This is a genomic window from Limibacillus sp. MBR-115 (assembly GCF_040549425.1).
GTDB lineage: Bacteria > Pseudomonadota > Alphaproteobacteria > Kiloniellales > CECT-8803 > Limibacillus > Limibacillus halophilus.
In genome coordinates this window covers 435,719-458,641 of the sequence record NZ_JBEPTJ010000002.1, presented here as the reverse complement: position 1 = coordinate 458,641, position 22,923 = coordinate 435,719, and the positions used below count along the sequence as shown (strand labels likewise).

The 22,923-nt window shown below is 58.1% G+C and carries 18 protein-coding genes; 10 read left to right on the top strand and 8 right to left on the bottom strand.

Annotated elements, in window-relative coordinates:
• Positions 1-45: 45 nt before the first annotated feature.
• The gene (locus ABIE63_RS05735; protein WP_354503512.1) at positions 46-1,827 is read right to left on the bottom strand and encodes an IlvD/Edd family dehydratase; all 1,782 of its coding nucleotides are present in this window, start codon (positions 1,825-1,827) and stop codon (positions 46-48) included.
• A 143-nt stretch (positions 1,828-1,970) separates the two neighbouring features.
• Here ABIE63_RS05735 and ABIE63_RS05730 point away from each other — a divergent pair, with 143 nt between their 5' ends.
• From ABIE63_RS05730 to ABIE63_RS05690, 9 genes are all read left to right on the top strand, one after another.
• Complete coding sequence (locus tag ABIE63_RS05730; protein ID WP_183414998.1) at positions 1,971-2,723, top strand: SDR family NAD(P)-dependent oxidoreductase; 753 nt, start codon at positions 1,971-1,973, stop codon at positions 2,721-2,723.
• Positions 2,724-2,731: 8 nt separating this feature from the next.
• Positions 2,732-3,637 carry a sugar kinase gene (locus tag ABIE63_RS05725; RefSeq protein WP_354503511.1) on the top strand — a complete coding sequence of 302 codons (906 nt, stop codon included), beginning with the start codon at positions 2,732-2,734 and terminating at the stop codon, positions 3,635-3,637.
• Between the two features lie 307 nt (positions 3,638-3,944).
• Positions 3,945-4,721: a DeoR/GlpR family DNA-binding transcription regulator gene (locus tag ABIE63_RS05720; protein ID WP_354503510.1), complete on the top strand. Its 777-nt coding sequence runs from the start codon at positions 3,945-3,947 to the stop codon at positions 4,719-4,721.
• Positions 4,718-5,767 (top strand): ABC transporter ATP-binding protein, encoded by a 1,050-nt coding sequence (locus ABIE63_RS05715; RefSeq protein ID WP_354503509.1) that lies wholly within the window; start codon positions 4,718-4,720, stop codon positions 5,765-5,767. Before ABIE63_RS05720 ends, ABIE63_RS05715 begins: the two co-directional genes overlap by 4 nt.
• A 160-nt stretch (positions 5,768-5,927) precedes the next feature.
• Positions 5,928-7,220: an ABC transporter substrate-binding protein gene (locus ABIE63_RS05710; protein WP_354503508.1), complete on the top strand. Its 1,293-nt coding sequence runs from the start codon at positions 5,928-5,930 to the stop codon at positions 7,218-7,220.
• A gap of 73 nt (positions 7,221-7,293) precedes the next feature.
• Positions 7,294-8,178 (top strand): carbohydrate ABC transporter permease, encoded by an 885-nt coding sequence (locus ABIE63_RS05705; RefSeq protein ID WP_183414993.1) that lies wholly within the window; start codon positions 7,294-7,296, stop codon positions 8,176-8,178.
• Entirely contained in the window at positions 8,175-8,996 is an 822-nt protein-coding gene (locus ABIE63_RS05700; protein WP_354503507.1) for a carbohydrate ABC transporter permease, read from the top strand. The genes ABIE63_RS05705 and ABIE63_RS05700 overlap by 4 nt, the downstream gene beginning before the upstream one ends.
• Complete coding sequence (locus ABIE63_RS05695) at positions 8,996-9,880, top strand: endonuclease/exonuclease/phosphatase family protein (protein WP_354503506.1); 885 nt, start codon at positions 8,996-8,998, stop codon at positions 9,878-9,880. Before ABIE63_RS05700 ends, ABIE63_RS05695 begins: the two co-directional genes overlap by 1 nt.
• A 254-nt stretch (positions 9,881-10,134) precedes the next feature.
• Entirely contained in the window at positions 10,135-11,268 is a 1,134-nt protein-coding gene (locus ABIE63_RS05690; RefSeq protein ID WP_354503505.1) for a C4-dicarboxylate TRAP transporter substrate-binding protein, read from the top strand.
• A 77-nt stretch (positions 11,269-11,345) separates the two neighbouring features.
• Here the strand turns inward: ABIE63_RS05690 and ABIE63_RS05685 are convergent, their stop codons facing one another.
• Genes ABIE63_RS05685 through ABIE63_RS05655 form a run of 7 tightly spaced genes read right to left on the bottom strand, consistent with a single transcriptional unit; the run spans position 11,346 to position 21,618 of the window.
• Positions 11,346-12,200 (bottom strand): nitrilase-related carbon-nitrogen hydrolase, encoded by an 855-nt coding sequence (locus tag ABIE63_RS05685; RefSeq protein ID WP_354503504.1) that lies wholly within the window; start codon positions 12,198-12,200, stop codon positions 11,346-11,348.
• A gap of 14 nt (positions 12,201-12,214) precedes the next feature.
• Positions 12,215-13,522 (bottom strand): TRAP transporter large permease, encoded by a 1,308-nt coding sequence (locus tag ABIE63_RS05680; protein ID WP_183414989.1) that lies wholly within the window; start codon positions 13,520-13,522, stop codon positions 12,215-12,217.
• Positions 13,515-14,117 carry a TRAP transporter small permease gene (locus ABIE63_RS05675; RefSeq protein ID WP_354503503.1) on the bottom strand — a complete coding sequence of 201 codons (603 nt, stop codon included), beginning with the start codon at positions 14,115-14,117 and terminating at the stop codon, positions 13,515-13,517. Before ABIE63_RS05675 ends, ABIE63_RS05680 begins: the two co-directional genes overlap by 8 nt.
• A gap of 18 nt (positions 14,118-14,135) precedes the next feature.
• Positions 14,136-15,833, bottom strand: a complete 1,698-nt coding sequence (locus ABIE63_RS05670) for a hydantoinase B/oxoprolinase family protein (protein ID WP_354503501.1) — start codon at positions 15,831-15,833, stop codon at positions 14,136-14,138.
• A gap of 2 nt (positions 15,834-15,835) precedes the next feature.
• Positions 15,836-17,896 (bottom strand): hydantoinase/oxoprolinase family protein, encoded by a 2,061-nt coding sequence (locus ABIE63_RS05665; RefSeq protein WP_354503500.1) that lies wholly within the window; start codon positions 17,894-17,896, stop codon positions 15,836-15,838.
• 6 nt (positions 17,897-17,902) lie between these two features.
• Positions 17,903-19,573: a hydantoinase B/oxoprolinase family protein gene (locus ABIE63_RS05660; RefSeq protein ID WP_354503499.1), complete on the bottom strand. Its 1,671-nt coding sequence runs from the start codon at positions 19,571-19,573 to the stop codon at positions 17,903-17,905.
• 29 nt (positions 19,574-19,602) lie between these two features.
• On the bottom strand, positions 19,603-21,618 hold the full coding sequence (locus ABIE63_RS05655) for a hydantoinase/oxoprolinase family protein (RefSeq protein WP_354503498.1): 2,016 nt from the start codon (positions 21,616-21,618) through the stop codon (positions 19,603-19,605).
• Positions 21,619-21,903: 285 nt separating this feature from the next.
• On the opposite strand from ABIE63_RS05655, the gene ABIE63_RS05650 reads away from it, so the two are divergent.
• Positions 21,904-22,854: a DMT family transporter gene (locus ABIE63_RS05650; protein WP_354503497.1), complete on the top strand. Its 951-nt coding sequence runs from the start codon at positions 21,904-21,906 to the stop codon at positions 22,852-22,854.
• The last annotated feature ends 69 nt before the right edge of the window (positions 22,855-22,923 follow it).

The following is a 22,923-nucleotide window of genomic DNA, read 5'->3' as shown; positions in this document are numbered from 1 at the left end:
TTGGTCACTGACAGCAGACCAAACGGACGCCGCAATACCATGGTTCTAGTGGTTGTCGCGTGGCAGCACACGCGCGACACGCTGATAGGCTGTTGCAAACTCCAGGCAACCGCCGCCGGAAAGCTGTCCGACATGCTGGCGGTATAGCTCCTGCCAGGGTGTTTGATGCGTCAATTCCGGTGGCTTGTAAGCCGCGCGCCGCGCCGTCATTTCCGCATCATCGATCAACATCTCCAAACGGCGTTCTTGCAGATCCAGGCGCACTCTATCGCCGGTTCTAAGCAGAGCCAAGCCGCCGCCGACGGCGGCCTCCGGCGAGGCGTTGAGAATGGAGGGACTTTCGGAGGTGCCGCTCTGGCGGCCATCCCCAACGGTGGGCAAATGCTCGATACCCTGTCGAATCATCGCATCGGGCGGCTGCATGTTCACAACCTCCGCCGAGCCTGGATAACCAACCGGACCGACGTTACGAATGAAGAGCATGCAGGTTTCATCAATCTCAAGCGTCGGGTCATTGATACGTTGATGATAGTCCTCGGGGCCTTCGAAGACGATGGCCCGTGCATCGACGATGCCCTCGGATCCGGGCCGCTCAAAGAAGCGCTTGCGGAATTCGGGCGATATCACCGAAGTCTTGAGCAAGGCGCTATCAAAGAGGTTTCCCGACAGCACCATGAAACCGGCATCTTCGCGCAAGGGATTTTCTACAGAGCGTATGACATCTTGGTCCTGACTACATTGGCCTTCCAGATTATCCGTGACGCTGCGCCCGGTGACGGTCAAGCACGTCCCATCGAGCTTCCCCGCATTCAGCATCTCCGCCATGACCGCCGGCACACCGCCGGCACGTTGGAAGGATTCGCCCAGATACTTGCCCGACGGCTGCATGTTCACCAACAACGGCAAGGCGTAGCCATGCTCCTCCCAGTCCTCGATCGACAGCGCCACACCGGCATGGCGCGCGATGGCCTGTATATGCGGCGGCGCGTTGGTCGAGCCCCCGATCGCGGTGTTCACCCGAATGGCGTTGAGGAAGGCTTCACGGGTCAAGATCTGCGATGGCCGCAGATCGTCCCAAACCATCTCGACGATCCGGCGTCCGGTCGCATAAGCCATCTGCCCTCGCTCCCGGTAGGGCGCGGGAATGGCGGCGCAGCCGGGCAGACTCATGCCCAACGCCTCCGCCAGGGCATTCATCGTGGAGGCCGTTCCCATCGTGTTGCAGTGACCCATCGAAGGAGCCGAAGCGCAGACCCTGGACATAAACTCCTCGTAGTCGATCTCACCACTACCAAGCAGGCGGCGACTCTCCCAAACGACCGTTCCCGAACCCGCCAGCTTACCGCGCCACCAACCATCCAGCATTGGCCCGCCGGACAAGACGATCGCAGGCAGATCGACGGTCGCAGCGCCCATCAGCATCGCTGGCGTGGTTTTATCGCACCCCGTCGTCAGAACCACCCCGTCTAGCGGATAGCCGAACAACACCTCGACCAGCCCGAGATAGGCGAGGTTACGGTCCAGCGCCGCCGTTGGGCGTTTCCCGGTTTCTTGAATTGGATGCACCGGAAACTCGATGGGAATGCCGCCTGCGTCTCGTATTCCTGCGCGCAGGCGCTCAGCAAGATCGATATGAATTCGGTTGCAGGGCGACAGGTCCGAGCCGGTTTGCGCAATGCCAATGATCGGCCTTCCCGATTGCAGTTCGCCGCGTGTCAGCCCGTAGTTCAGATAGCGCTCGATATAAAGCGCGGTCATCGCCGGATTGTCGGGATTGTCGAACCACTCCTGGCTGCGTAATCGCCTCTGGTCCTTACTGGATGGCATTGAATTCCTCCCGACGATCTTGGTGAGTCGCGTTTTCATTCAGTTTTTTACCGCTCCGGGCTTGGCAAGCGTGCTGGAGTGGAATTTAATCGATTTAAGGCGAGAGCCGCGCGGCGGTCAAGCCACAGTGGGAGGAAGCAGCTATGAATCTGATCGACCTAAAAGGCCGCTGCGCTGTCGTTACCGGCGGCGGGCAGGGCATTGGGCGGGCCGTAGCCGAGCGGTTTTTGGCGTCCGGCGCCTCGGTCGCGATATGGGACAACGACATGGAAACGGCGCAAGCAACCGCTGACGAGCTTAAAAAGCTCGGGCCCGCGATCTTCTACCAAGTCGACATGACGGATTGGCACAGCGTTAGTTCAACCGCCGAGGAAACCCATGCCCACCTCGGTAAAATCGACATTATGGTGAACAACGCCGGTATTTCGGGTCTCAATGCGTCCGTCGCCGATTATCCGATCGAAGAGTGGCATCGCGTGATCAATCTGGACCTGAACGGCGTCTTCCACGGCTGCAAGGCGGCGGTCCCCTTGATGACGGCGGCAGGCTACGGCCGAATCATCAATGTCGCTTCCATCGCCGGCAAGGAGGGTAATCCGAACGCAGCGGCCTACTCAGCAGCCAAAGCAGGCGTGATCGCCTTGACCAAATCACTGGGCAAGGAATTGGCCGAATTCAACATCGCGGTAAACTGCATTACCCCGGCGGCAGCCAAGACGGCAATTTTTGATCAAATGACAGAGGAGCACATCAATTACATGCTGTCGAAAATTCCGCGCAAGCGCTTTGTCGAGGTTAAGGAGATCGCCGCCATGGTGGCTTGGTTGGCCTCCGAAGATAATTCCTTCACGACCGGTGCGGTTTTTGACCTCTCCGGCGGCCGCGCAACCTATTGAGCGAGTCAATGCCCAGAATACTGGCCGTTGGCGAATGCATGGCCGAGTTGAGCCCGCCTGACGATCAGGGACGGCGATGCTTGGGCTATGGCGGCGACACCCTGAACACCGCACTTTATATGGCCCGCCTGCTGGGCAAGGGCCTCGTGGGATATGTAACCCGTCTGGGCGACGACGCTCTGAGCAAGAACATGGCCGACGATTGGCGTTTGGAGGGTCTCGACACCACACTGGTTGAAACGGCAGCGGGGCGAACCGTCGGCCTTTACGCCATCGATCTGGATGATCGTGGTGAGCGCAGCTTCACCTACTGGCGCGGGGAATCACCCGCGCGCGAGCTCTTTAATCAAGGAGCCTACGCAAAGCGGCTGGAGGCCATCGAACGGGCGGCCTTGGTCTATATCAGCGGCATCACGCTCGCCATCTTGCCGAACCAGTGTCGCCAAGCCCTGCTCGATGCGCTGGCGAAGGCTCGAGCCGCCGGCGCCATAGTCGCCTGCGATCCGAACTATCGGCCGCAGCTTTGGCCCGATATGGCCGCGGCGCAACATTGGATGGGCGAAGTTTACCGCACTTCCAGCATCGTCGTAACCAGTCCGGACGAGGAGCAACGGCTGTTTGGCAACCAGGAGATCGCTACTCGGACCGCCGCCGAGATCGTGGTGAAACAAGGAGGAGCGCCATGTCTTCTGTTGCTTCAGGGGAAGACCTTTGAGGTCACGCCACCCGCCGTTCTTAAACCACGCGACACAACCGGCGCGGGCGACGCTTTTAACGCCGCTTATCTGGCGACCCGTTTCTCCGGCGGCGACCCAATGGAAGCAGCCCGGGCGGGCCACCGCCTCGCGGCGAAGGTCATTATGTCCCCCGGCGCCATTCTGCCGAGCAATGTCATGATAGAAAGCGCCCCATGAGCCCCGGCCATTCGAGAAGTGAGACTTTGCGCGGGTACTTGCAGCGCGCACCTGTTATTCCGGTGCTGACCCCCATCTACCGCTAGAGCACGCTGCCCAAAGCGACATCCGGCTGAACCCCGCGCGCATTGTTCCGTGCAACGGCGAGGGCTTTGCCGGGTGTATTTGCATGGGAATTTTCAAATGAACATTGCTTGGAGGTATTGCAACTATTTTTACTTATTTATGACATTTAATTTTCATGTTGCCGTGCTATTGTGTTCACTTGAAACAAAATGAACGCGATTTATGTGTGAATGAGCATCGAATGAGCCTGACTGGACGACAACACACAATTGCGGGCATCGTGGCCAGGGAGGGTTTCACGACGGTCGATAGTCTTGCCGCGGCTTTTAGCGTCACCACACAGACCATTCGCCGCGACCTGCGTTCACTTTGCGATCGCGGTATCCTTCGCCGTCGGCATGGGGGTGTTGACCTGCCATCGGGTAACGAGAATCTGCCCTACCCAATGCGACAAATACTGGCTCTTCGGGAAAAGCAGCGCATCGCCCGTGCCGTCGCCGATTATGTGCCTGACGGCGCGTCCTTGGCTTTTAGCATTGGAACGACACCGGAGATTGTCGCCACGGCGCTGTCCGGCCACAAGAACCTTCGGGTTTTTACGAATAACATCAATGTCGCGGCGGCGGCCTGTCGTAATGCCAGCTTCGAGGTAACGACGGCGGGCGGACGACTTCGCAACCAGGACATGGACGTCATCGGCCCTTCAGCTGACGCGTTCTTTGCCTCTTACAAGGTTGACTTCGGGGTATTCGGTGTTGGGGGCGTCGATGCGGACGGGTCCCTTCTGGATTTCACGGAGGACGAGGTCAAGGTTCGAGAAACCATTCGCCAGAATTGCCGCCAGTCATTGCTGGTGCTCGACCATACAAAATTTGGGCGGCCCGCGCACGTCCGGGGCGGGTACATACATGAAATGTCCGTCGTCTTTTGCGATCAGGACCCACCGGAGACAATCCGCAAGTCCTTATCGGATGCGGGCGTAAAATTTGTTCTGGGACGAGGACGACCCGAGGAATGAGCAGGATCGAAGTACAGTCCCTGGTAAAGGAATGGAGCGGCCAACGGGCCGTCGACAATCTTTCTTTCGTCGTGGAAGAAGGCAGTTTCACGGTCCTTCTCGGCCCCTCCGGCTGCGGAAAATCAACAACTCTGCGGATGATCGCCGGCCTCGAGGACGTCACAGGCGGGCGCGTCATGATTGGCGAAAGAGACGTTACCAACCTGGACGCAGCACAGCGCAATTTGGCCATGGTGTTTCAGTCCTATGCGCTTTTCCCGCACCTTTCCGTGGCTGAGAACATCGTTTTCGGCCTGAAGGTCCGAAAGGTAAAGCGGGCGGAACGGGAACAGCGATTGCAGCGTGTGGCCGAGATTGTTGGACTGGAGGGATATCTGGAACGTAAACCTGCGCAGCTTTCGGGCGGCCAGCGGCAGCGTGTTGCCCTGGCGCGGGCGATCATCGCCGAGTACCCGGTTTGCCTGATGGACGAACCGCTGTCGAACCTCGACGCCAAGCTGCGCGGTGAAATGCGGGCTGAGATCCGTGGCCTGCAACGGAAGTTGGGAATCACGATGGTCTATGTCACTCACGACCAGACGGAAGCTATGTCGATGGCTGATCAGGTTGTGTTGCTGCGTGACGGTCGATGCGAACAAATCGGCACCCCAGACACGCTCTACAATCGCCCCCAAACCGCCTTCGCCGCTCGTTTTCTCGGACTTCCCCCCATGAACCTTCTGCGTCTTTCGAGAACGGCCAACGGCACGGGTATAGTCGGCCTGGGGGACCAAGGGGCCATATCATTTGAGGCAGACGAGGGCTGGCATCTCGGCTTGCGACCCGAGGACATTGAGTTTTGTGACGAGGGCGTGCCTGCAAGGGTCACCGCCATCGACTACTTGGGCGCCGATTCCGTTGTCAGCCTTGAAATTGGTGGCCAGGGCCTGGCGGTACGCACGGCCGGCCATAGCAACCTGAAACTGGGCGAAGCGGTGCATATCGGCTGGAACCCGACGGCGGCGCACCTATTCGATGCCCAAGGAGTGAGGGCTGCAGTCAGTTAGTTTCTTGAGTTCACCGGTCTGGGCACCGGTTATTCCGAGGCAATGATAAAGAAACGTTTCCGTCACCTCGGATCAAGCAAGGCCCCTGAGATGGGAGGATTGGAAGTCGGTTTCTTCCGGAACTCTCAAAATACGGCAAACCATGGAGGAACAGAATCCCATGTTTAGGATCATCAGAAATACCGCTTTCGGAGCCGCCGTAGCCCTCGTGGGCCTGGCCGCCACCGCGACAGCGGACGCAAAGACCGAATTGACCATGTATTACCCCGTAGCGGTCGGCGGACCCTTGACTGAGGTGGTCGATAAGCTGGTTGCCGACTTCGAAGCGGAGAACCCGGACATCGATGTCAACGCCATCTATGCCGGCAACTACAACGACGCGCGCATCAAGGCGCTGGCAGCGCTGAAGAGTGGTGAGCCCGCTCAGCTTGCCGTCATGTTCTCCATCGATATTTACGAGTTGATCGAGCAGGACGCGATCATTGCCTTCGACGACATCGTGAGCAGCGAGGAAGACAAGGCTTGGTTGAAGGGCTTTTACCCGGCTCTCATGGAGAACGGTATTACCGATGACAAGACCTGGGGTATTCCCTTCCAGCGCTCGACCATCGTGATGTACTACAACAAGGATGCTTTCCGCGAAGCCGGCCTGGACCCCGAGAATCCGCCGCAAACCTGGGATGAGCTTGCCTCCATGGGCAAGAAGCTCGTCAAGAAGGCAGGCGACGGCACCGTCGAGAGATGGGGCGCCATGATCCCCTCCACCGGGTATCCCTACTGGATGTTCGGCGCGTTGACCAAGCAGAACGGTCAGGTTCTGATGAGTGGAGACGGCGCCACGACCTTTTTCGACGCACCCGCCACCATCGAAGCGTTGGAGTACTGGAAAGGCCTTGGATCGGAAATGGGCGTAATGCCGGAAGGGACCATCGAATGGGGTACCTTGCGGCAGAACTTCCTGGAAGGCAAAACCGCCATTATGTGGCACTCCACGGGCAATCTGACCGCCGTGAAGGACAACGCAAGCTTTGATTTCGGTGTAGCGATGCTACCCTCGAAGGTCAGCCGCGGAACGCCAACCGGCGGTGGCAACTTCTACATCTTCAAGGACACCAGCGAGGCCGAACAGCAGGCCGCTTTGAAGCTGATTAAGTTCTTGACACAGCCCGAACGAACAGCGGAATGGAGCATCAAGACCGGTTACATCGGCACGCGCCCCGATGCCTATGAGACTGACAAGCTAAAGAACTACGTGGTCGAGTTCCCGCCGGCCGCGGTGGCTCGTGATCAGCTCGAATTTGCAACGGCTGAGCTTTCGACCTACCAGACAGGCCGGGTACGAAAACTGCTCGACGACGCCATTCAGGCGGCCCTGACCGGTAGTAAGTCACCGGCCGAAGCTCTTACCGAGGCTCAGAAAGCTGCTGACGGCCTGTTGCGGCGGTATCGCTAACAGACGGAATGCCTCCTTGTTTCCGAGGGCGCGGCAAGCCGCGCCCTCGGGACCTTTCTCGGAGTAACAACACATGGGTGGGCCCAGATTCATCAAGAACCAGGTTTACGGCTGGCTGCTGTTGATGCCCGCCGCGACCCTGCTTGTGGCATTTACCCATTACCCCGCCGTTGCAACGTTGCTGCAAAGCTTCTTTTCCTCGGGAACAGCCCGACGGCCAAGCAAGTTCGTCGGGCTCGACAATTATGCCTACATGCTGGAAGATCCGGTCTTCTGGAAAGTCCTGACAAACAACCTTTGGTATGCAGTCGGCACCATTCCGACCAGCGTCGCCATTGCGATCTTAATGGCGCTCTGGGTCAACGAACGACTGCCGCTGCGAGGCGTCGTGCGCATGGCCTACTTCACGCCGACCGTCCTGCCGATGATCGCCGTGGCGAACATCTGGCTTTTCTTCTATTCGCCCGATATTGGTTTGCTCGACCAAGTGACGCGGGTGTTCGGCTTTCACTCTCAGAACTGGTTGGGCGACCCGGACACGGTTCTTGCCTGTATCATCGTGATGACCGTTTGGAAGGAAGCCGGTTTCTTCATGATCTTCTACCTGGCCGCCCTGCAATCTCTACCCCATGAATTAGAGGAAGCCGGGCGCCTGGAAGGTGCCAGCCGCTGGTACTTCTTCTGGCGCGTAACATTCCCACTATTGATGCCGACCACGCTCTTCGTCCTGATTAACGCAGTGATCAACTCCTTCAAACTTGTGGATCATTTATTCATCCTGACCAAGGGTGGGCCGGACAACGCCTCATCGCTTCTGCTCTATTACATCTACGAAGTGGCTTTCAGTTTCTTCGATCAGTCCTACGCTTCTACCTTGACCGTTGTACTCCTCCTGCTGCTGGCCTTGATAGCGGTCGGTAAGTTCACCGCGCTCGACAAAAGGATTCACTACAGATGAGCGCGGTCAGAAACACACCGGGACGCTGGCTAGAGATCATCGGCGCCTGGATGGTAGCCGTTCTGTGGCTGCTGCCGTTGGTTTATGCATTCTGGGCAGCCTTCCATCCTCCGGAGTACGCCACCCGCTTCGATCTTTTTGCGCCTCTTACACTGGAAAATTTCGCCACCGCCTGGTCGCAGGCGCCCTTTGGCCGGTACTTCGTCAACACCTTCTTACTTGTGACGATGATACTGATCGCGCAGCTTTTCCTGTGCACCCTGGCGGCCTACGCCTTCGCCCGTTATGACTTCTGGGGTAAGAATCTGGCTTTTGCCTTGGTGCTTCTACAATTAATGATCATGCCCGAAGTTCTGATCGTCGAGAACTACCGGACGATGAGCAATCTTGGCTTGGTCGACAGCATCCTGGCCATCGGCCTCCCCTATATGGCCAGTGCGTTTGGCATCTTCCTGTTGCGCCAAACGTTCAAGACGATCCCCAAGGAACTAGAAGACGCCGCCCGCATCGAGGGTTGCTCGGAAATTTCGATCCTGTGGCGTGTCTTCGTCCCGCTGGCAAAGCCTACCTACATTGCCTTTGGGCTGGTTTCCATTAGTCATCACTGGAACAATTTTCTCTGGCCTCTGATTATCACCAACTCGGTTTCAACTCGTCCCTTGACCGTTGGTCTGGCAATCTTCGGCGCGCCGGAGTCCGGGGTCGATTGGTCAATCATAACAGCCGGAACGCTGCTCGCCGTCGCGCCGCTGCTGGTTGCCTTCCTGTTGTTCCAACGCCAGTTTGTCCAATCCTTTATGCACGCAGGCATCAAGTGATGGAGATTGTTACCTGGAATATCCAGTTCGGTCTCGGTACAGACGGCATCGCTTCGTTGGAGCGCATCGCGGCACGAATCCTGGAAAAAGGCAGGCCGGAGGTCGTCTGCCTCCAGGAAGTCGCAAGATTCCTGCCAAGCTTGGGGCCCTGCGCTGCAGGAGACCAGGTCGCAGCTTTGGCTGCCTTGTTCGATGGCTATCGCGCTGTCTATGGCCCGGCGATCGAGCGGCAATCGGCAAGCGGAGTAAACAACCGAACGCTGGAGTTCGGCAATCTGATTCTGTCACGACTCCCCGTCATTCAAGTCTTCCGGCACCCGCTGCCGCAACCCGCCGCGGCGGGCGTCAAGCACATGCCGCGTCAGGCGACAGAAGTGGTCGTTCAATCGGGTGAGCACCCGTTGCGCATCATTACAACACACCTGGAGTTTCATTCGGAACCGCAGCGTAAGGCACAGGTGGAACGCTTGAAAGCCCTGCAGCAAGAAGCCCATGATAACGAGCGGCTGGTTGCAGCGACCGTATCGGAAGGCCCCTACGCTGCGGTGCCGCGCCCGCAGGATGCCATTGTCTGCGGAGATTTTAACGCTGAGCCTAACGACGCGGTTTATCGTGCCATGCTATCGTCCATCGAAGGCCGGTCCGGCAATCTCTTCCAGGATGCCTGGCGGGTCTTGAAGGGTGATGCCCCGCATGACGGCACTTGCGGCCTAGACGACCCAAAACAATGGCCGCAGGGTTTGCATTGTCGCGACTACTTTTTTGTCAGTGAAAGACTGGCGGCCGGTCTCGTCGACATCTGGATCGACCAGGAAACCTGCGCCTCGGACCATCTTCCGGTATGGCTTCGCCTCTACCCCACGGCCGCCAAGCCTGAGCCCTGACTGACCACGGCCGGGTTAATAACACCTCGGCGTGATTCCCGCTGCGCTTTTTTCTTCTCATAGGTGGTTAGAAAATCAAGTTCACTGTAGAACAACGGGGATAATTGCTAACATGAGTTAAAAATTGTGACATTTTTTTCATTTTTGTTGAATAAATAAAAAGCATCCTTAGACTGAATGCTCGTGTTCCGGCCGCGGCGACAGCATCGCCCGCCGCAGAACATACTCTGAGAATTCATGGATGGGAGAAGGCTATGAAATTTAATATCCGCGCGGCAGGGATGGGGCTGGCCGCTGCCCTGGCAATGACGACCGGCGCACAGGCAGCCACCGAAATCAATGCGAGCATCTGGTTCCCGGATACGCACCCCTTGACCAAGTATGGCTACGTTGAGTGGGCCAAAACGCTTGAGGCCGCCTCGAATGGCGACATCAAGGTTAACCTGTTTACCGGCACCGCATTGCTGCCGCCTAACGCACATCTGAGCGGTCTGCAGGATGGCATTGCGCATCTAACCTACCACGCTGGCACCTACACACCGACCGACCTGCCCGAGGACAATACGCTTTCGATCCTTGGCTTCGGACTGCGCGACATCATGACGCCCTCCTTCGCAGTGACGGATTTCTTCATGAACGATCCGGAGATGAAAGCCCGCTTCGATTCTCTTGGCATTGTCTTTGCCGGCGGCTATGCAACGCCGCAGTACACCATCATGTGTGCCAAAGAAGTCAAAAGCCTGGATGACATGAAGGGCCTGAAAATCCGCATGCCCGGACCGGTGCATGCTGAATGGGCGCGCAGCATCGGCGCCGTTCCGGTCAGCGTCCCCTCTTCGGAGATGTTCACCGGCCTAGAGCGTGGGCAACTGGATTGCGCCTCCAACGCAGCCAATGATCTGAAGAGCCGGTCTCTTTGGGACGTTGCGAAGTACACCTATAACATTCCCCTCGGTGTCTATTTCGCCGGTTGGGAATACGCCTTCAACAAGGATTTCTGGGGCGATTTGGAAGCCGGTCAGCGCCGCATCATCCTGGACACCATTTCCGACACCTTGGTCGACACGATGATCGGCTACGTTAACGCGGCCGAAGAGGCGTTGGCTGAAGCGCCGTCGCATGGCGTGACAGTCACTCAAGCCTCGGCCGAAGATCTGGCGGCGACGAACGAGTTTGCCGCGAATATCGTCCGGGCCACGGCTATCAAGGAAGGTACGGAGCGCTTCAACGTTCCTGATCCCGAGGGTCTGGTAGCTCGCTTCGAGGCAACGTTGACCAAGTGGGAAGGCTTGCTCGATGGCATTGACCGCGCGGATGCCGCCGCGCTCAAGAAGGTTCTGAAGGACAATCTTTACAGCCGGATCGACGCCGCTTCCTACGGCAACTGAGTTCGGTCTGAAGATAGACGAAAGAAAAGGGCCTCTCCGTCGGAGAGGCCCTTTTTTCTACGGTATTCCATCCGATCTCAGGAACCTCGGAGGGTCCGATAAAGCGCCGGACGGCGTTGATCCAGCAAAGGATAGCGGCGGCGCACTTCCTCGATGAACGACAAGTCGATCTCCGCGGTTACGCAACACTCCGTATCGGATGCCGTTGCCACGATGGTCCCCCAAGGGTCCACGATCATACTCCGCCCGACAAAAGCCAGCCCGGATTTGGGCTCCACGCCATACTGTCCCGAAGCCACGACAAAGCACTGGTTCTCGGTCGCACGAGCGCGCAGGAAGAACTCCCAGTGATCGTAACGCGGGCTGAGGAATGCGGACGCACAAACCATGATATCGGTCCCCTGGAGCGCCATCTCCCGGTAGATCTCCGGGAAACGCAGATCAGAGCAGACCGAAAGGCCAACGCGACCCACGTCCGTTTGAAACACGTCAAGACAATCGCCGGCGGTAATCTTATCGGATTCGCGGATGCCCGGAGGAATGTCAGTCCGGTTGGGTGCGTCGAACAGATGCGTTTTCCGATAGGTGCCGACGATCAAACCCTGCGGATCGATAAGCGGCAGGCTGTTGTGGTAACGCCCGTCGGCCGCCTCCTCATAAAGCGATCCACCGATATACATGCCGTACTTCTGGGCTTTTTCCGCCAGCAAATTGGTCACGGGACCCGGAATTGGCTCGGCGATCGACCGGTAAACCGTCGCATCGGAGAACCCAAGGCCAGTCCATAGTTCCGGCAGAACACAAAGGCGCGTTCCCCGCTCCCCCGCTTGGTCGATCAAGTTGAGCATCTTCTCAACCGTAGCGTCCTTTTCACCGTCCACTGCGGTGATCTGAATGGCCGAAACGACAAGCCGATCAGATTGACTGGGCATAAATCTTCAACTCCTTACTGCATCAATGCGGGCAACCAGAGCGATAGCAGCGGGAAAGCCACGATAATCGCAAGGGTTACGATCTCGATTATGACGAACCAGGTAACGCCTCGGAAAATCTCCTGCAGGCTAACGATACTGCCAAGGGCGGCCTTCATCACGTAAACATTGAGCCCTACGGGGGGCGTGATAAGCCCGATTTCGAGCAGCTTTATAAGGATGATGCCAAACCAGATGAAGTCGATTCCGGCTTCACGTGCGACCGGCAAGATAATCGGCAGCGTCAACAGCAGTATACCGATGGAGTCCAGGAACATGCCAAGGGCCAGGTAGAGCACGGTAACCATGATGATCACGGTCAGCTCGTCGCCGCCGAACATCAGTAGCTCTTTCGCGATGAAGGTAGGTACGCCGCTCAGAGCCATAAACTTGCCCAGCAGAACGGTGCCGATCACGACCATGAAGATGCCAGCAGTACTCGAAAGGGTACTGAGAATCGCGTCCTTGAGCACCGGCCAGGAAAGGGTCCGACGAACGGCTGCCAGTACGATTGCCAGGAACGCGCCAACAGCGCCTGCTTCCGTCGGCGTGAATAGCCCGATGAAGATACCGACGAGCACACCCAGAACAAGCACAGGAAGGGGCCAAACTTCTTTTAGGGCATCCCACTTTTCCTGCGCGGAAAAGACCTCCTCAACCCGTGGCGCCAGCTCCGGATTGATCTTGACCCGGGTGATGATCATCAGGGACAGCATCACCGCCGACAGTAAGCCGGGGACAATACCGGCAATGAACAACTGAGAGATGGAGACCTCGGCATAATAGCCGTATAGCACCATCAGAATACTCGGCGGAATCAAGGAGCCCAAGGTACCAGCGGTAGCCACCACTCCTGTGGCAAGGCCCGGATTATAGCGATACCGCAGCATTTCCGGTGTTGCGATTCGCGCCATAGAAGAGGCCGTGGCAACACTGGAGCCGGAAGCCGCCGACATCAGCGCACAAGCGCCTACACTGGCAACCGCCAAGCCACCGGGCAAGCGCGACAGAAAGATCCGCATCGCCTTGAACAAACCCTGCGTCAGGCCCGACGAAGACGCCACGTAGCCCATCAGCAGGAACATCGGGATTGCCGTCAGGTTCCAGTCGCCGACGAAGTTGAAGGGGACTGCCGTCAGCATGCCCCACGCAGCCTTCATATTCAGGATCACGCCAATGCCGATGAAGGATACAAAACCGACGGCCACGCCAATCTGAATCCTCAGTCCAATGAGGACCAGTCCGGCGGCCAGCCCAATGAAACCGATCAGTACATTATCCATGCTTCTGCCCCTGGGCCGGCTGAGCCGAATCCTGTTCTTCCAAAGATGTTGGTGCACTCGGCGTCGGGTCGAAGTCCGGCTGCCTCAATGCTTTCCAAGCGTGGAGAAGGATCGCCATCAGAATGACTGCGAAACTGATCGGCAGGATGAATTTGGACGGCCAGATTTCGATGAAATCGACCCCCATCACCATTTCCTGTATGCGAAAGGACTTAACGGCGTCGAGCCATGTCTGATAGGCCAGAATTCCGAAGAACACGGCGCTTATCAGGTTGCCCATGATATAGAGGCCCCGCTGCGCCAATTTAGGTAGCAAACGAACGAAAAGATCTACCTGGATGTGCTCGTGCCGTAACTCCACAATGGCCAGCGGCAAGAAAACCACCGCAACCATGTAGTAAATTGAGACCACCTCCAGGTTGCTCTCGATAGGTGCATGAAAAACGTTACTCATAAACACATCGAGCACCATTTGGACCATCATCAGCACAAGGCTGATGCCGCCCACGACAGTCAGGCCCTTCGCGAAGGAGCTGATGAAACGCTCCGCCGTCGAGGCGTGGTTTGCCGCCGTCTCGCTAGATCGTTGTTCCACTTCTCTCCCCTAGAACTCTTATGATCCGCCGTTCCAGCCGTAGGATTCGGCGGCCGATTCGGGCGACACCTTACCGTTTGCAATGTCCGATGCAATGGCTGAGTTGGCACGCTTTTCAGGCTCGCCCCATCCACCTCCGCCTGCGGTTTCGACCACCAGACGATCGCCCCGGTGAAGTTGTGTTACGGTCTTGGAGCGAATCTCCTCAACTGCGCCATCGACCCTAAAAATCCGGGACCTGGCGACCCCGCCTTCCTTGCCACCGTTAAGTCCGCCGGCCGGAACGAAATGGCGCTCGCCACGGTGGGAGAAAGACACCGGTCCACTTACATCGTCGAGAATCTCGAACTCCTTGATCACACCAAGGCCCCCGCGCGAAGACCCGGCGCCGCCGGAATCCCGGCGCAACGCAACCCTGTTGATGCGCAAAGGCGCCTCCATCTCCATGGCTTCGGCAGGCAGATTCATACAGTTCGTTGCGTCAGTCTCTATCGCATCGACACCATCCAGATCGTTACCCGCGCCACTACCGCCCGCGATCAACTCCCCAGTCACGAAGGCCTCGCCCGAGCGCCGCGCACCACCAAAAGCCATGACAAGCAACTGACCAGCATTGGGGGCGGGAACTTTGCCGGGCAGCGCCTCCGCAAGCGCCGAAAGCATGCAGCCGGTGATCCGCTTGATTGTCGCGGTCCGCGCATTTACCGGTGCCGGCGACTTCGGATTGACTAATGTACCCTCTGGCAAAGTGAGACGGATGGGCTTGAAACACCCGCCATTGTTGGGGATCGACGGGTCGGTAACGGCCCGTACCGCATAGCAGGCAGCGGCCAGGCTGCCCGAGGGTACGCAGTTGATCGGACCGCGCACCTGCGGGCTGCTGCCCGTCAGGTCGAAATGGATATCGCCGTCCGCAAGAGTGACCGCGACTTCGACGCGAACCCGTTTGTCCAGATCGATTCCGTCATTATCCAACCAATCGGTGAAGCGGTAGGTGCCGTTCGGAATTTTCTTCAAGGCATCGCGGGTCATGGCTTCGGCGCGCTCGATCAGCAACTGGAACATCGTCAAACAGGCGTTGTTGCCATGCTTGTCCACCAATCCCGCGAGGCGTAATGCACCGATCTTGCAGGCCGCAATCTGAGCATGTAAATCTCCCAGAAAGATATCCGGAATCCGGACATTCAGCCGCAGCAAGGCTGTCAGTGTTTCGTCGAATACGCCACCGTGCGCCCAACGAACAGCGGGCAACCGTAGGCCTTCCTGGTAAATCTCAGTAGAGTTCGTGGGCACCGATCCGGCGCTCATTCCGCCGACGTCCTGGTGATGGGTCATGGTAGCCGCCAATGCCACCGGTCGGCCGTTGGCGAAAACCGGCATCACGACCGCGATATCGGGTAGATGTGTACCCCCATGGTAGGGATCGTTCAGCAGGTAAATATCGCCGTCGGTCATGGTCTCGGGAGGGAACTTCCGAATGATCTCGGCGACCGCCGGTATCAGTGTGCCCAGGTGGATTGGCACGGCACAAGCCTGTGAAAGCGTCGTGCCGTCCAGCATGAAAAGCGATGCTGAGGCGTCCAGCCCTTCCTTGACAATGGGGGAACAAGAACTCTTGAAGAGCGTGACCTCCATTTCCTGGGCGATTCCGTCCAGCTTGTTTCGAACGACTTCCAACGTAATCGGATCGACGCCACCAACTGTTTTCGAAACCATCTTCATTGCTCCTTGCGCTCGATGAGCAGAGAATTTCCCTCGACGACCAGGGCCTGCCAACCGGGCGGCACAAGGGTCGTGGTATCCGACTGCTCGACAATGGCCGGACCTTCGAAACGCTCGCCCGACGTCAGGCCGTCGCGATCGTAAACCGCTGTCTCCACGGCTGAAGAAAGGCCCTCGAACCAGGCTAGGCGCGACCCCTTATGCGCCTGCTTGGCAGCGCCATTCACCCGCGCCGTCAGATTGGGCGGCGCGAGTTGCGCCCGATGGACGGTCCTCAGATTGACGATCTTTGCAGGCGCGCCTGTGGCGTGACCAAAGATGCGGCGGTGGGTTTCCTCGAAGCGCGTGTACAACGCCTTGATGGGATCGGCGCCCGACAGGTCCAATACCACTTCCAATGTCGAACTTTGGCCCATGTAGCAAACATCGGCGGAGTAACGGCTCTCAACCTTCAGACCAGACAGGTTCTCGGCGGCCATAAGGTCCCCTGCCTGGGCGTCGAGTGTCGAAAGGAACTCGGCAAGGTTGTCTGTAATGGCGTCGTTCAAGGGCATCGGATAAGCGGCGGCAACCTCATGCTCGATGGGCGCAGCCAACAAACCCGCCGCGGAAAGAACGCCGGGATAGCGAGGCACAAGAACGCGCCGAATACCAAGCTCCTCCGCCAGCGGCACCGCATGGAGAGCGCCTGCGCCACCCAGAGGAACCAGCACGAACTCGCGTGGGTCCAAGCCTCTGTTCAAAGACACCAGACGAATGCCTTCGGCCATCTGAGCGTTGGCTATCCGATGGATGCCAAGAGCCGCTTCCGGCACCGAGAACCCCATTGGCTCGGCCACTTCCCTGCGGATGGCGTCCTCCGCTAATGCCGGATCGAGCCGCAACGTGCCGCCGGCAAAATAGCCGGGATCGAGATAGCCCAGAACAATTGATGCATCCGTCACGGTCGGCTGCGTACCGCCCCGGCCATAACAGACGGGGCCCGGTTCCGCGCCAGCGGATTCCGGCCCAACGCGCATACCCTTCGCGGAATCCAACCAGACAAGACTGCCGCCGCCGGCCCCCAAGGTTTCAATGTCAACCATGGGTACGCGTACACTATATCCAGCTATCGACGTTTCCGAACGTACAAGCGCCTCACCGCCGTCAACCAAGGCAATATCGCTGGAGGTGCCACCAACATCGATCGTGATAATTTTATCAATGCCTGCTTGGGCGGATTCGGAAAGTCCGCCAATCACGCCACCAGCGGGACCGGAGAGGAACAGCCTCACCGGACGAAGCCGTGCAACGGAAGAGATCGCAAGACCACCACGCGACTGCATGATCTGCAATGGCGCAGGCATCCCAGAGGCCGCAAGCGATTCCTCCATTTCCCGCAGGTAGCGATCGACGACCGGCTTCACATAGCTATCGAAAGCCGTAACGACCGTACGTTCGTACTCTCGGAAGGCCGGATCTACTTCAGAGGACAACGAAACCGGCAGATCAGGTGCCACCTCGGCAATGTAGGCCGCAATCGCGCGCTCATGAGCCGGATTCAAGAATGAAAACAGCAGCGTTACGGCGATGGCCTCGACTTTCTGTTCCAGCAATTCATCAACGGCGAGACGGACGCTATCCATGGAAAGCGCTGTAACGACCGAGCCGTCCGCGGACACACGCTCGTCGACCTCGACACGCCGAGCGCCTGGCGCCAGCCAAGCAGGAGTCTGCGACCTTAGCTTCAGGTCATACATCTCCCGCCGCATCTGGCGTCCGATCTCGAGCACATCCTTGAAACCGCGCGTTGCGATGATGCCGATCCTGGCACCCTTGCGCTCCAGCACAGCGTTGGTCGCCACCGTCGTGCCGTGGGCAAAACGGGTGATGCTATCAGGCGCAACCCCATGCTCGTCTTGGAGCTGCGCGATAGCGTTTCTGACGGCGATGCTTGGGTTGGACCGTGTCGAAGGAACCTTGAAAATTTTCGGTCCGTCGTCTGTCACACAAACGATATCGGTGAAGGTTCCCCCAATATCGATGCCAAGGCTAACCTCACGCCCATCCGTTGCCATGCTATTTCACTCCGCCGCTTCAAGGCCATAGACCGACTTGGCGGTCTCCGGCGTGATATAGCCATGCTCGACATCCCTCCGAACGGCCTCGCTTGGCCGTTCGCCGACCGGGCCATAACCTGCCCCGCCCGCGGTATAAAGGGTCAGAATGTCGCCCTTGCGGAGATCCAGCATGTCCTTGCTTTTCACCGAAATGATCTCGCCGCCCCGCTCCACCTCACAACGCGCGACCTCTCCATCGGTGCCGCCAAACAGACCATAGGGAGACAGGCGGAATCGATCGGCATAGATCGCAAAATTGACGTCGTCCTTGAGGATTTCATAACGACGGTAGAAGCCGAGGCCGCCGCGATGGCGGCCATGGCCGCAAGAATCCGGCAGCAAGCCATAACCGACAATCCGAAAATGGGAGAAGTCCATATCCGTCGCCTCAATCGGCGTATTGGCGCAATTGGAAAGCGGAGCATCGACGGCATCACAGCCGTCCGTATTTAATGACGCGCCGTAGCCGCCGCCAAACACTTCCAGATAGACGCGGTACTTGCCCTCGTCCAAATGCGAGATCGAGGTGACTGTTGTCGTATCGTTCCCACCCGCAATGACCCGGTCCGGCACGATCTGTGCCAAAGCCTTCATCACGGCATTGAAGCAACGATATCCGGCTTCCATGCGGGCGCGCACCGGCGCCGGGTAGTTGGGGTTCAGCAGGGAGCCCTTTGGCGCCGTGATGCTGATCGGCCGCTTTACACCCTCATTGAAGGGAATGTCAGGACTGGTCAGAACCGATTTAATGGCACTGAGTGTTGAGGAAACCGTAGAAGAGAACGGGCAGTTCAGATTACGGGTCACCTGCGGGCAGCTGCCGGCAAAGTCGACACTGATGGTGTCGCCCTTAACAACAAGGGTTGCCTTGACCTCAAGCGGCTTGTCGGTCAGGCCGTCATCGTCCAAGGCGTCTTCGCCATAATAAGTACCGTCCGGAATTTCGATCAGCGCAGCACGGAATCGGCGCTCCGAGTAGTCCATCAGTTCGGTCATGACCGCAGTGACCGAATCCACTCCATATTTCTCACAGATCTGCGTGACGCGCTGACCGCCGATCGCGTTGGCGGCGAACTGCGCGTTGAAGTCGCCGATGGTCTGGGCGGGCACGCGAATATTCGCAGCCACCAGACGCTCCAACGGCCCACCGTACCAATCCCGCTTCAGGTTGTACTTGGATGGCGGAAAGATAAAGCCTTCGGCATGAACGTCCGCTGCGGCCGTGGTCAGGCCGGGGTTGCCACCGCCAAGGTCAAGGTGGTGAGCAACTGTGCCGGCAAATCCGATTACCTTCCCGTCGACAAAGATCGGCGAATAAATGAATACGTCCTGTAGATGCTGACCACCTGCGAAGGGATCGTTGTTGATGTAGAAATCGCCTTCAACAAGCTCATCGACCGGATAGAGCGCCGCACAAGCGCGGAAGGTGTCGGCCATCGGACCGAGTTGCATCGGGATGAGTTCCGCTTGGGCAACAACGTTCCCATCTCTGTCCAGGAGCGCCGCGGAAGCGTCGGAGGCCTCTCGGACGATGGTGGAGTATGCCGAGCGGATCAACTTGGCGCCCATTTCACGGGCCGCCGCGATCAAACCTTGGCTGATGACCGCATAATCAACTGGGTCTAATGTGCTCATGGTATCGGTCCTTGTATTTGCTTCCGGCATTATTCGGCCCTCGTCAGAATCAAATTGTGGTTCTCGTCCTGCGCCGCGCTCCAGCCGGCAGGCACGAATAAAGTAGAGGTCGGGTCCTCAAGCAACATCGGCCCGGTCAAGATTTGCCCATCGCCTATCTGGCTGCGGCTCATCAGGGTGCCCTGCCACTTCTGGCGTTGATCAAAGAGTTCGATCTCACTGGCTTCGACACTGTAATCACCGGTCTCGACCAGCACCGGCAGATCCGCCAACTCGGCGGAAATCCCCAATCGGAAGGACACAAACTCGATCGGCTTATCCGAGCTGGCGCCAAAGAAATAGATCTTCTCGTGAGCGGTGCCGAAGAGCCGCTGAATTGCGGCGCCGTCCAGCTTGGCCACCTCCGACTCGCTCAAGGCAACAGGCACCTCAAAGGCCTGGCCAACGAAACGCATATCCGCGATGAAATCCAGTCGAAGATTGCTATCTAGCCCCAGTTCGTGGAAGCGCGTCAGCGCCCGATCCTTCATTTCCTTGAAAATGCCGCGCACCAGGTCGCCGGCCCCGCCATCGACGACGGCACGGTGGGTCATGCTCTCAAACTGAACAAAATCGGAGGCGATCAGGCCGTAGGCCGACATGACACCTGCATTGGGCGGTACGACAATGGTGCGGATGCCCAGATCCTGGGCCACCTGGGCCGCGTGCAAAGGCCCGGCACCGCCATAGGGAATCATCACATAGTCACGCGGGTCTTTGCCGCGCTCGGTCGAGATAAGCTGAATGGCGCGAACGATGTTCGCATTCGCCAATTGGATCGCGCTATCCGCAGCTTCCTCCAACGTCATGCCAAAGTGCTCGGCAATCGGCTTAAAGGCTGCGCGCGACGCTTCCGGGTCAATCTGCATGCGACCTCCGAGAAAAGCTTCGGGGCGCATGGTCTGACGGATGACATGTGCGTCTGTGATCGTCGGCAACTTACCGCCGCGACCGTAACACGCCGGGCCGGGGTCGGCGCCCGCGGATTGCGGTCCGGCGCGCAGCATGCCTCCTTCATCGATCCAGATGATGCTGCCGCCGCCGGCGCCGACGGTATTGATGTCGATGACCGGAATCCTTACCGGCAGACCGTCGATCATGAACTCGTTCGTCAGGCCCGGCTTTCCGCCGGTAACGACGCTGACATCGGTAGAAGTCCCACCGATATCCAGCGTAATGAGATTCTCATAGCCGGACCGGCTGGCTTGCCGTGTGGCGCCCATGACGCCGGCGGCCGGGCCGGAAAGCAAGGCGGTCACAGCGCTTTGACGCATGGCCTCGGCGGGCAGGCGTCCGCCGTTGGACTGCATGACACTGAACCGACCGTTGAATCCATTCTCCGCAAGGCGCCCCTCGAAACGCCCGATATAGCGGTCGATCACCGGCTGGACATAGGCGGAAATCGCTGCCGTCGATGCCCGCTCATACTCACGAAACTCGCGCGTCACAGCGGAAGACAAGGTCACGTGCAAATCCGGAAGCCGCGCCTGAATGATCGATCGAAGCTGCTCCTCGTGTGCCGGGTTCGCATAGGCATTCAGCAAGCAAACGGCGACAGCTTCATAACCACCGTTCTTAAGCGCGGGAATCAATGCCGTCTCCACCTTGGCTTCGTCCAACGCAGTAAGCACGCTGCCGTCAGCCAAGATACGTTCCGGAACTTCGAAGCAATCGGCGCGCTTAACCACCGGCGCGGGCTTCTGATACTCTAGATCGTAAATGCTCGTGCGGTTGTGCCGTTGCAGCGCCAGGATGTCCCTGAATCCTTCGGTTGTCACGAAAGCGGTCGGAAAGCCTTTACGCTCCAGAACAGCGTTGGTAGCCACGGTTGATCCGTGAGCCAGATCCTCGATCTCGGCGATCGTCAGCCCGCTGGCAAGCAACGCATTAAAGGCGCCTTCGTCCGGACGGGAAGGGACACTCGGCACCTTGGCGACACGTATTCCTTCCTTTCCGATAGCTACCAGGTCCGTAAAGGTTCCCCCGACTTCGACGCCAACGCGCATCTATACTCTCCTCCAGTTTTCTCATCGATCTGCCGATGCAGTTCCATTACGACTATCAATCTAATTGAATATTTTCTATAAAAATTTTTGCAAAAACGAAACTTTAATCTACATTAGCGGCGAACACCAAAGACGATGAGCAGGAAATAATGCCCTGGAATGTGCTGTGCCGCCTCCCTCAAGACGACGCTGGGAGCACCGATCGGATCGGGGAAACAAACGCGCCTTTTCGCGGCGGGGTCGATTCCATTCGGGACATCTTGAAAGATTGAGAGTGCACACCTGATGCCGACAGCACAAACGCCAGCGACGGCGGCGAACACGCCTAAATACGTGATCATCACATTGCTGTTCCTAAGCGTCCTCGTCTTTGCCTGGGGCGGTAACTACACTTGGGTCAAGCTGGCCCTACAGGATAGCGGCCCCTTGACCTTCAACGCCCTGCGCTTTTTGGGGGCGACAATCATCGTCGGCCTATGCCTGATTTCGCTTGGCAGGAGCAGAGTCCTGCTGCCGGAGCCGGGCGAGCGGCTCTTGCTCGGCGCCATCGGCTTTCTACAGGTCGCCTTGATGACCGGCTTGACCTCAATTGCCATGCTCTGGATCGAAGCAAGCAGGACCGTTTTGATCGCTTACTCGATGCCGGTTTGGGCGCTGCTGATTAGTATCTGGTTGCTGGGTGAGCGCACGACACCGACCGCGGTTGCCGGCGGCGCCTTAGGTTTATTGGGTCTGGTGCTGCTCACCGAGCCCTGGACAATGACCTGGGATAGCGGCAATGCCTTTCTCGGCTCAGCCATCGCCTTGATCGCCACCATCGGCTGGGCCACCGGCGCCGTGCTATACAGAACCCGACGCTGGCGCAGCAGCTTCTGGCAACAGGTGTTCTGGCAGTTGGCTGTTGCTGCGGTATCGGTATCGCTCTTGGCCATAATCATGGAGCGAGGGACTGCCTTTAACCCGACGCCGCAGTACCTAGCCATCTTGTTGTACAACTGGATCGTGCCTACCAGCTTCGGCTTCTGGTGCTGGGCACAAGCGCTCAGCAGGATATCAGCCGCAAGCGCGGGGCAGTTTCTGCTCCTCTCACCTGTTTTCGGCGTGTTTCTGAGCAATCTTGTTTTGGATGAGCCGCTTCATTCGTCACTGCTCATAAGCGCGTTTTTCATCTTGGTTGGCGCCTTCCTATCCTTTCAACGATCTGCCGTGCCACCGCAGACCAACACTCCCGGTTGACAGCCGATGATTTCTTTTCAATCTGATTCTAAATTTTCGGTTGAATTTTTTTTATATTTTTTTCAATCT

Coding starts and splice junctions, on each gene's coding strand:
- ABIE63_RS05710 (WP_354503508.1), top strand. CDS start 5,928: ATGTTTAGGATCATCAGAAATACCGCTTTCGGAGCCGCCGTAGCCCTC.
- ABIE63_RS05690 (WP_354503505.1), top strand. CDS start 10,135: ATGAAATTTAATATCCGCGCGGCAGGGATGGGGCTGGCCGCTGCCCTG.
- ABIE63_RS05735 (WP_354503512.1), bottom strand. CDS start 1,827: ATGCCATCCAGTAAGGACCAGAGGCGATTACGCAGCCAGGAGTGGTTC.
- ABIE63_RS05665 (WP_354503500.1), bottom strand. CDS start 17,896: ATGGCAACGGATGGGCGTGAGGTTAGCCTTGGCATCGATATTGGGGGA.
- ABIE63_RS05655 (WP_354503498.1), bottom strand. CDS start 21,618: ATGCGCGTTGGCGTCGAAGTCGGGGGAACCTTTACGGACCTGGTAGCT.
- ABIE63_RS05685 (WP_354503504.1), bottom strand. CDS start 12,200: ATGCCCAGTCAATCTGATCGGCTTGTCGTTTCGGCCATTCAGATCACC.
- ABIE63_RS05650 (WP_354503497.1), top strand. CDS start 21,904: ATGCCGACAGCACAAACGCCAGCGACGGCGGCGAACACGCCTAAATAC.
- ABIE63_RS05725 (WP_354503511.1), top strand. CDS start 2,732: ATGCCCAGAATACTGGCCGTTGGCGAATGCATGGCCGAGTTGAGCCCG.
- ABIE63_RS05680 (WP_183414989.1), bottom strand. CDS start 13,522: ATGGATAATGTACTGATCGGTTTCATTGGGCTGGCCGCCGGACTGGTC.
- ABIE63_RS05660 (WP_354503499.1), bottom strand. CDS start 19,573: ATGAGCACATTAGACCCAGTTGATTATGCGGTCATCAGCCAAGGTTTG.
- ABIE63_RS05730 (WP_183414998.1), top strand. CDS start 1,971: ATGAATCTGATCGACCTAAAAGGCCGCTGCGCTGTCGTTACCGGCGGC.
- ABIE63_RS05670 (WP_354503501.1), bottom strand. CDS start 15,833: ATGGTTTCGAAAACAGTTGGTGGCGTCGATCCGATTACGTTGGAAGTC.
- ABIE63_RS05700 (WP_354503507.1), top strand. CDS start 8,175: ATGAGCGCGGTCAGAAACACACCGGGACGCTGGCTAGAGATCATCGGC.
- ABIE63_RS05705 (WP_183414993.1), top strand. CDS start 7,294: ATGGGTGGGCCCAGATTCATCAAGAACCAGGTTTACGGCTGGCTGCTG.
- ABIE63_RS05720 (WP_354503510.1), top strand. CDS start 3,945: ATGAGCCTGACTGGACGACAACACACAATTGCGGGCATCGTGGCCAGG.
- ABIE63_RS05715 (WP_354503509.1), top strand. CDS start 4,718: ATGAGCAGGATCGAAGTACAGTCCCTGGTAAAGGAATGGAGCGGCCAA.
- ABIE63_RS05695 (WP_354503506.1), top strand. CDS start 8,996: ATGGAGATTGTTACCTGGAATATCCAGTTCGGTCTCGGTACAGACGGC.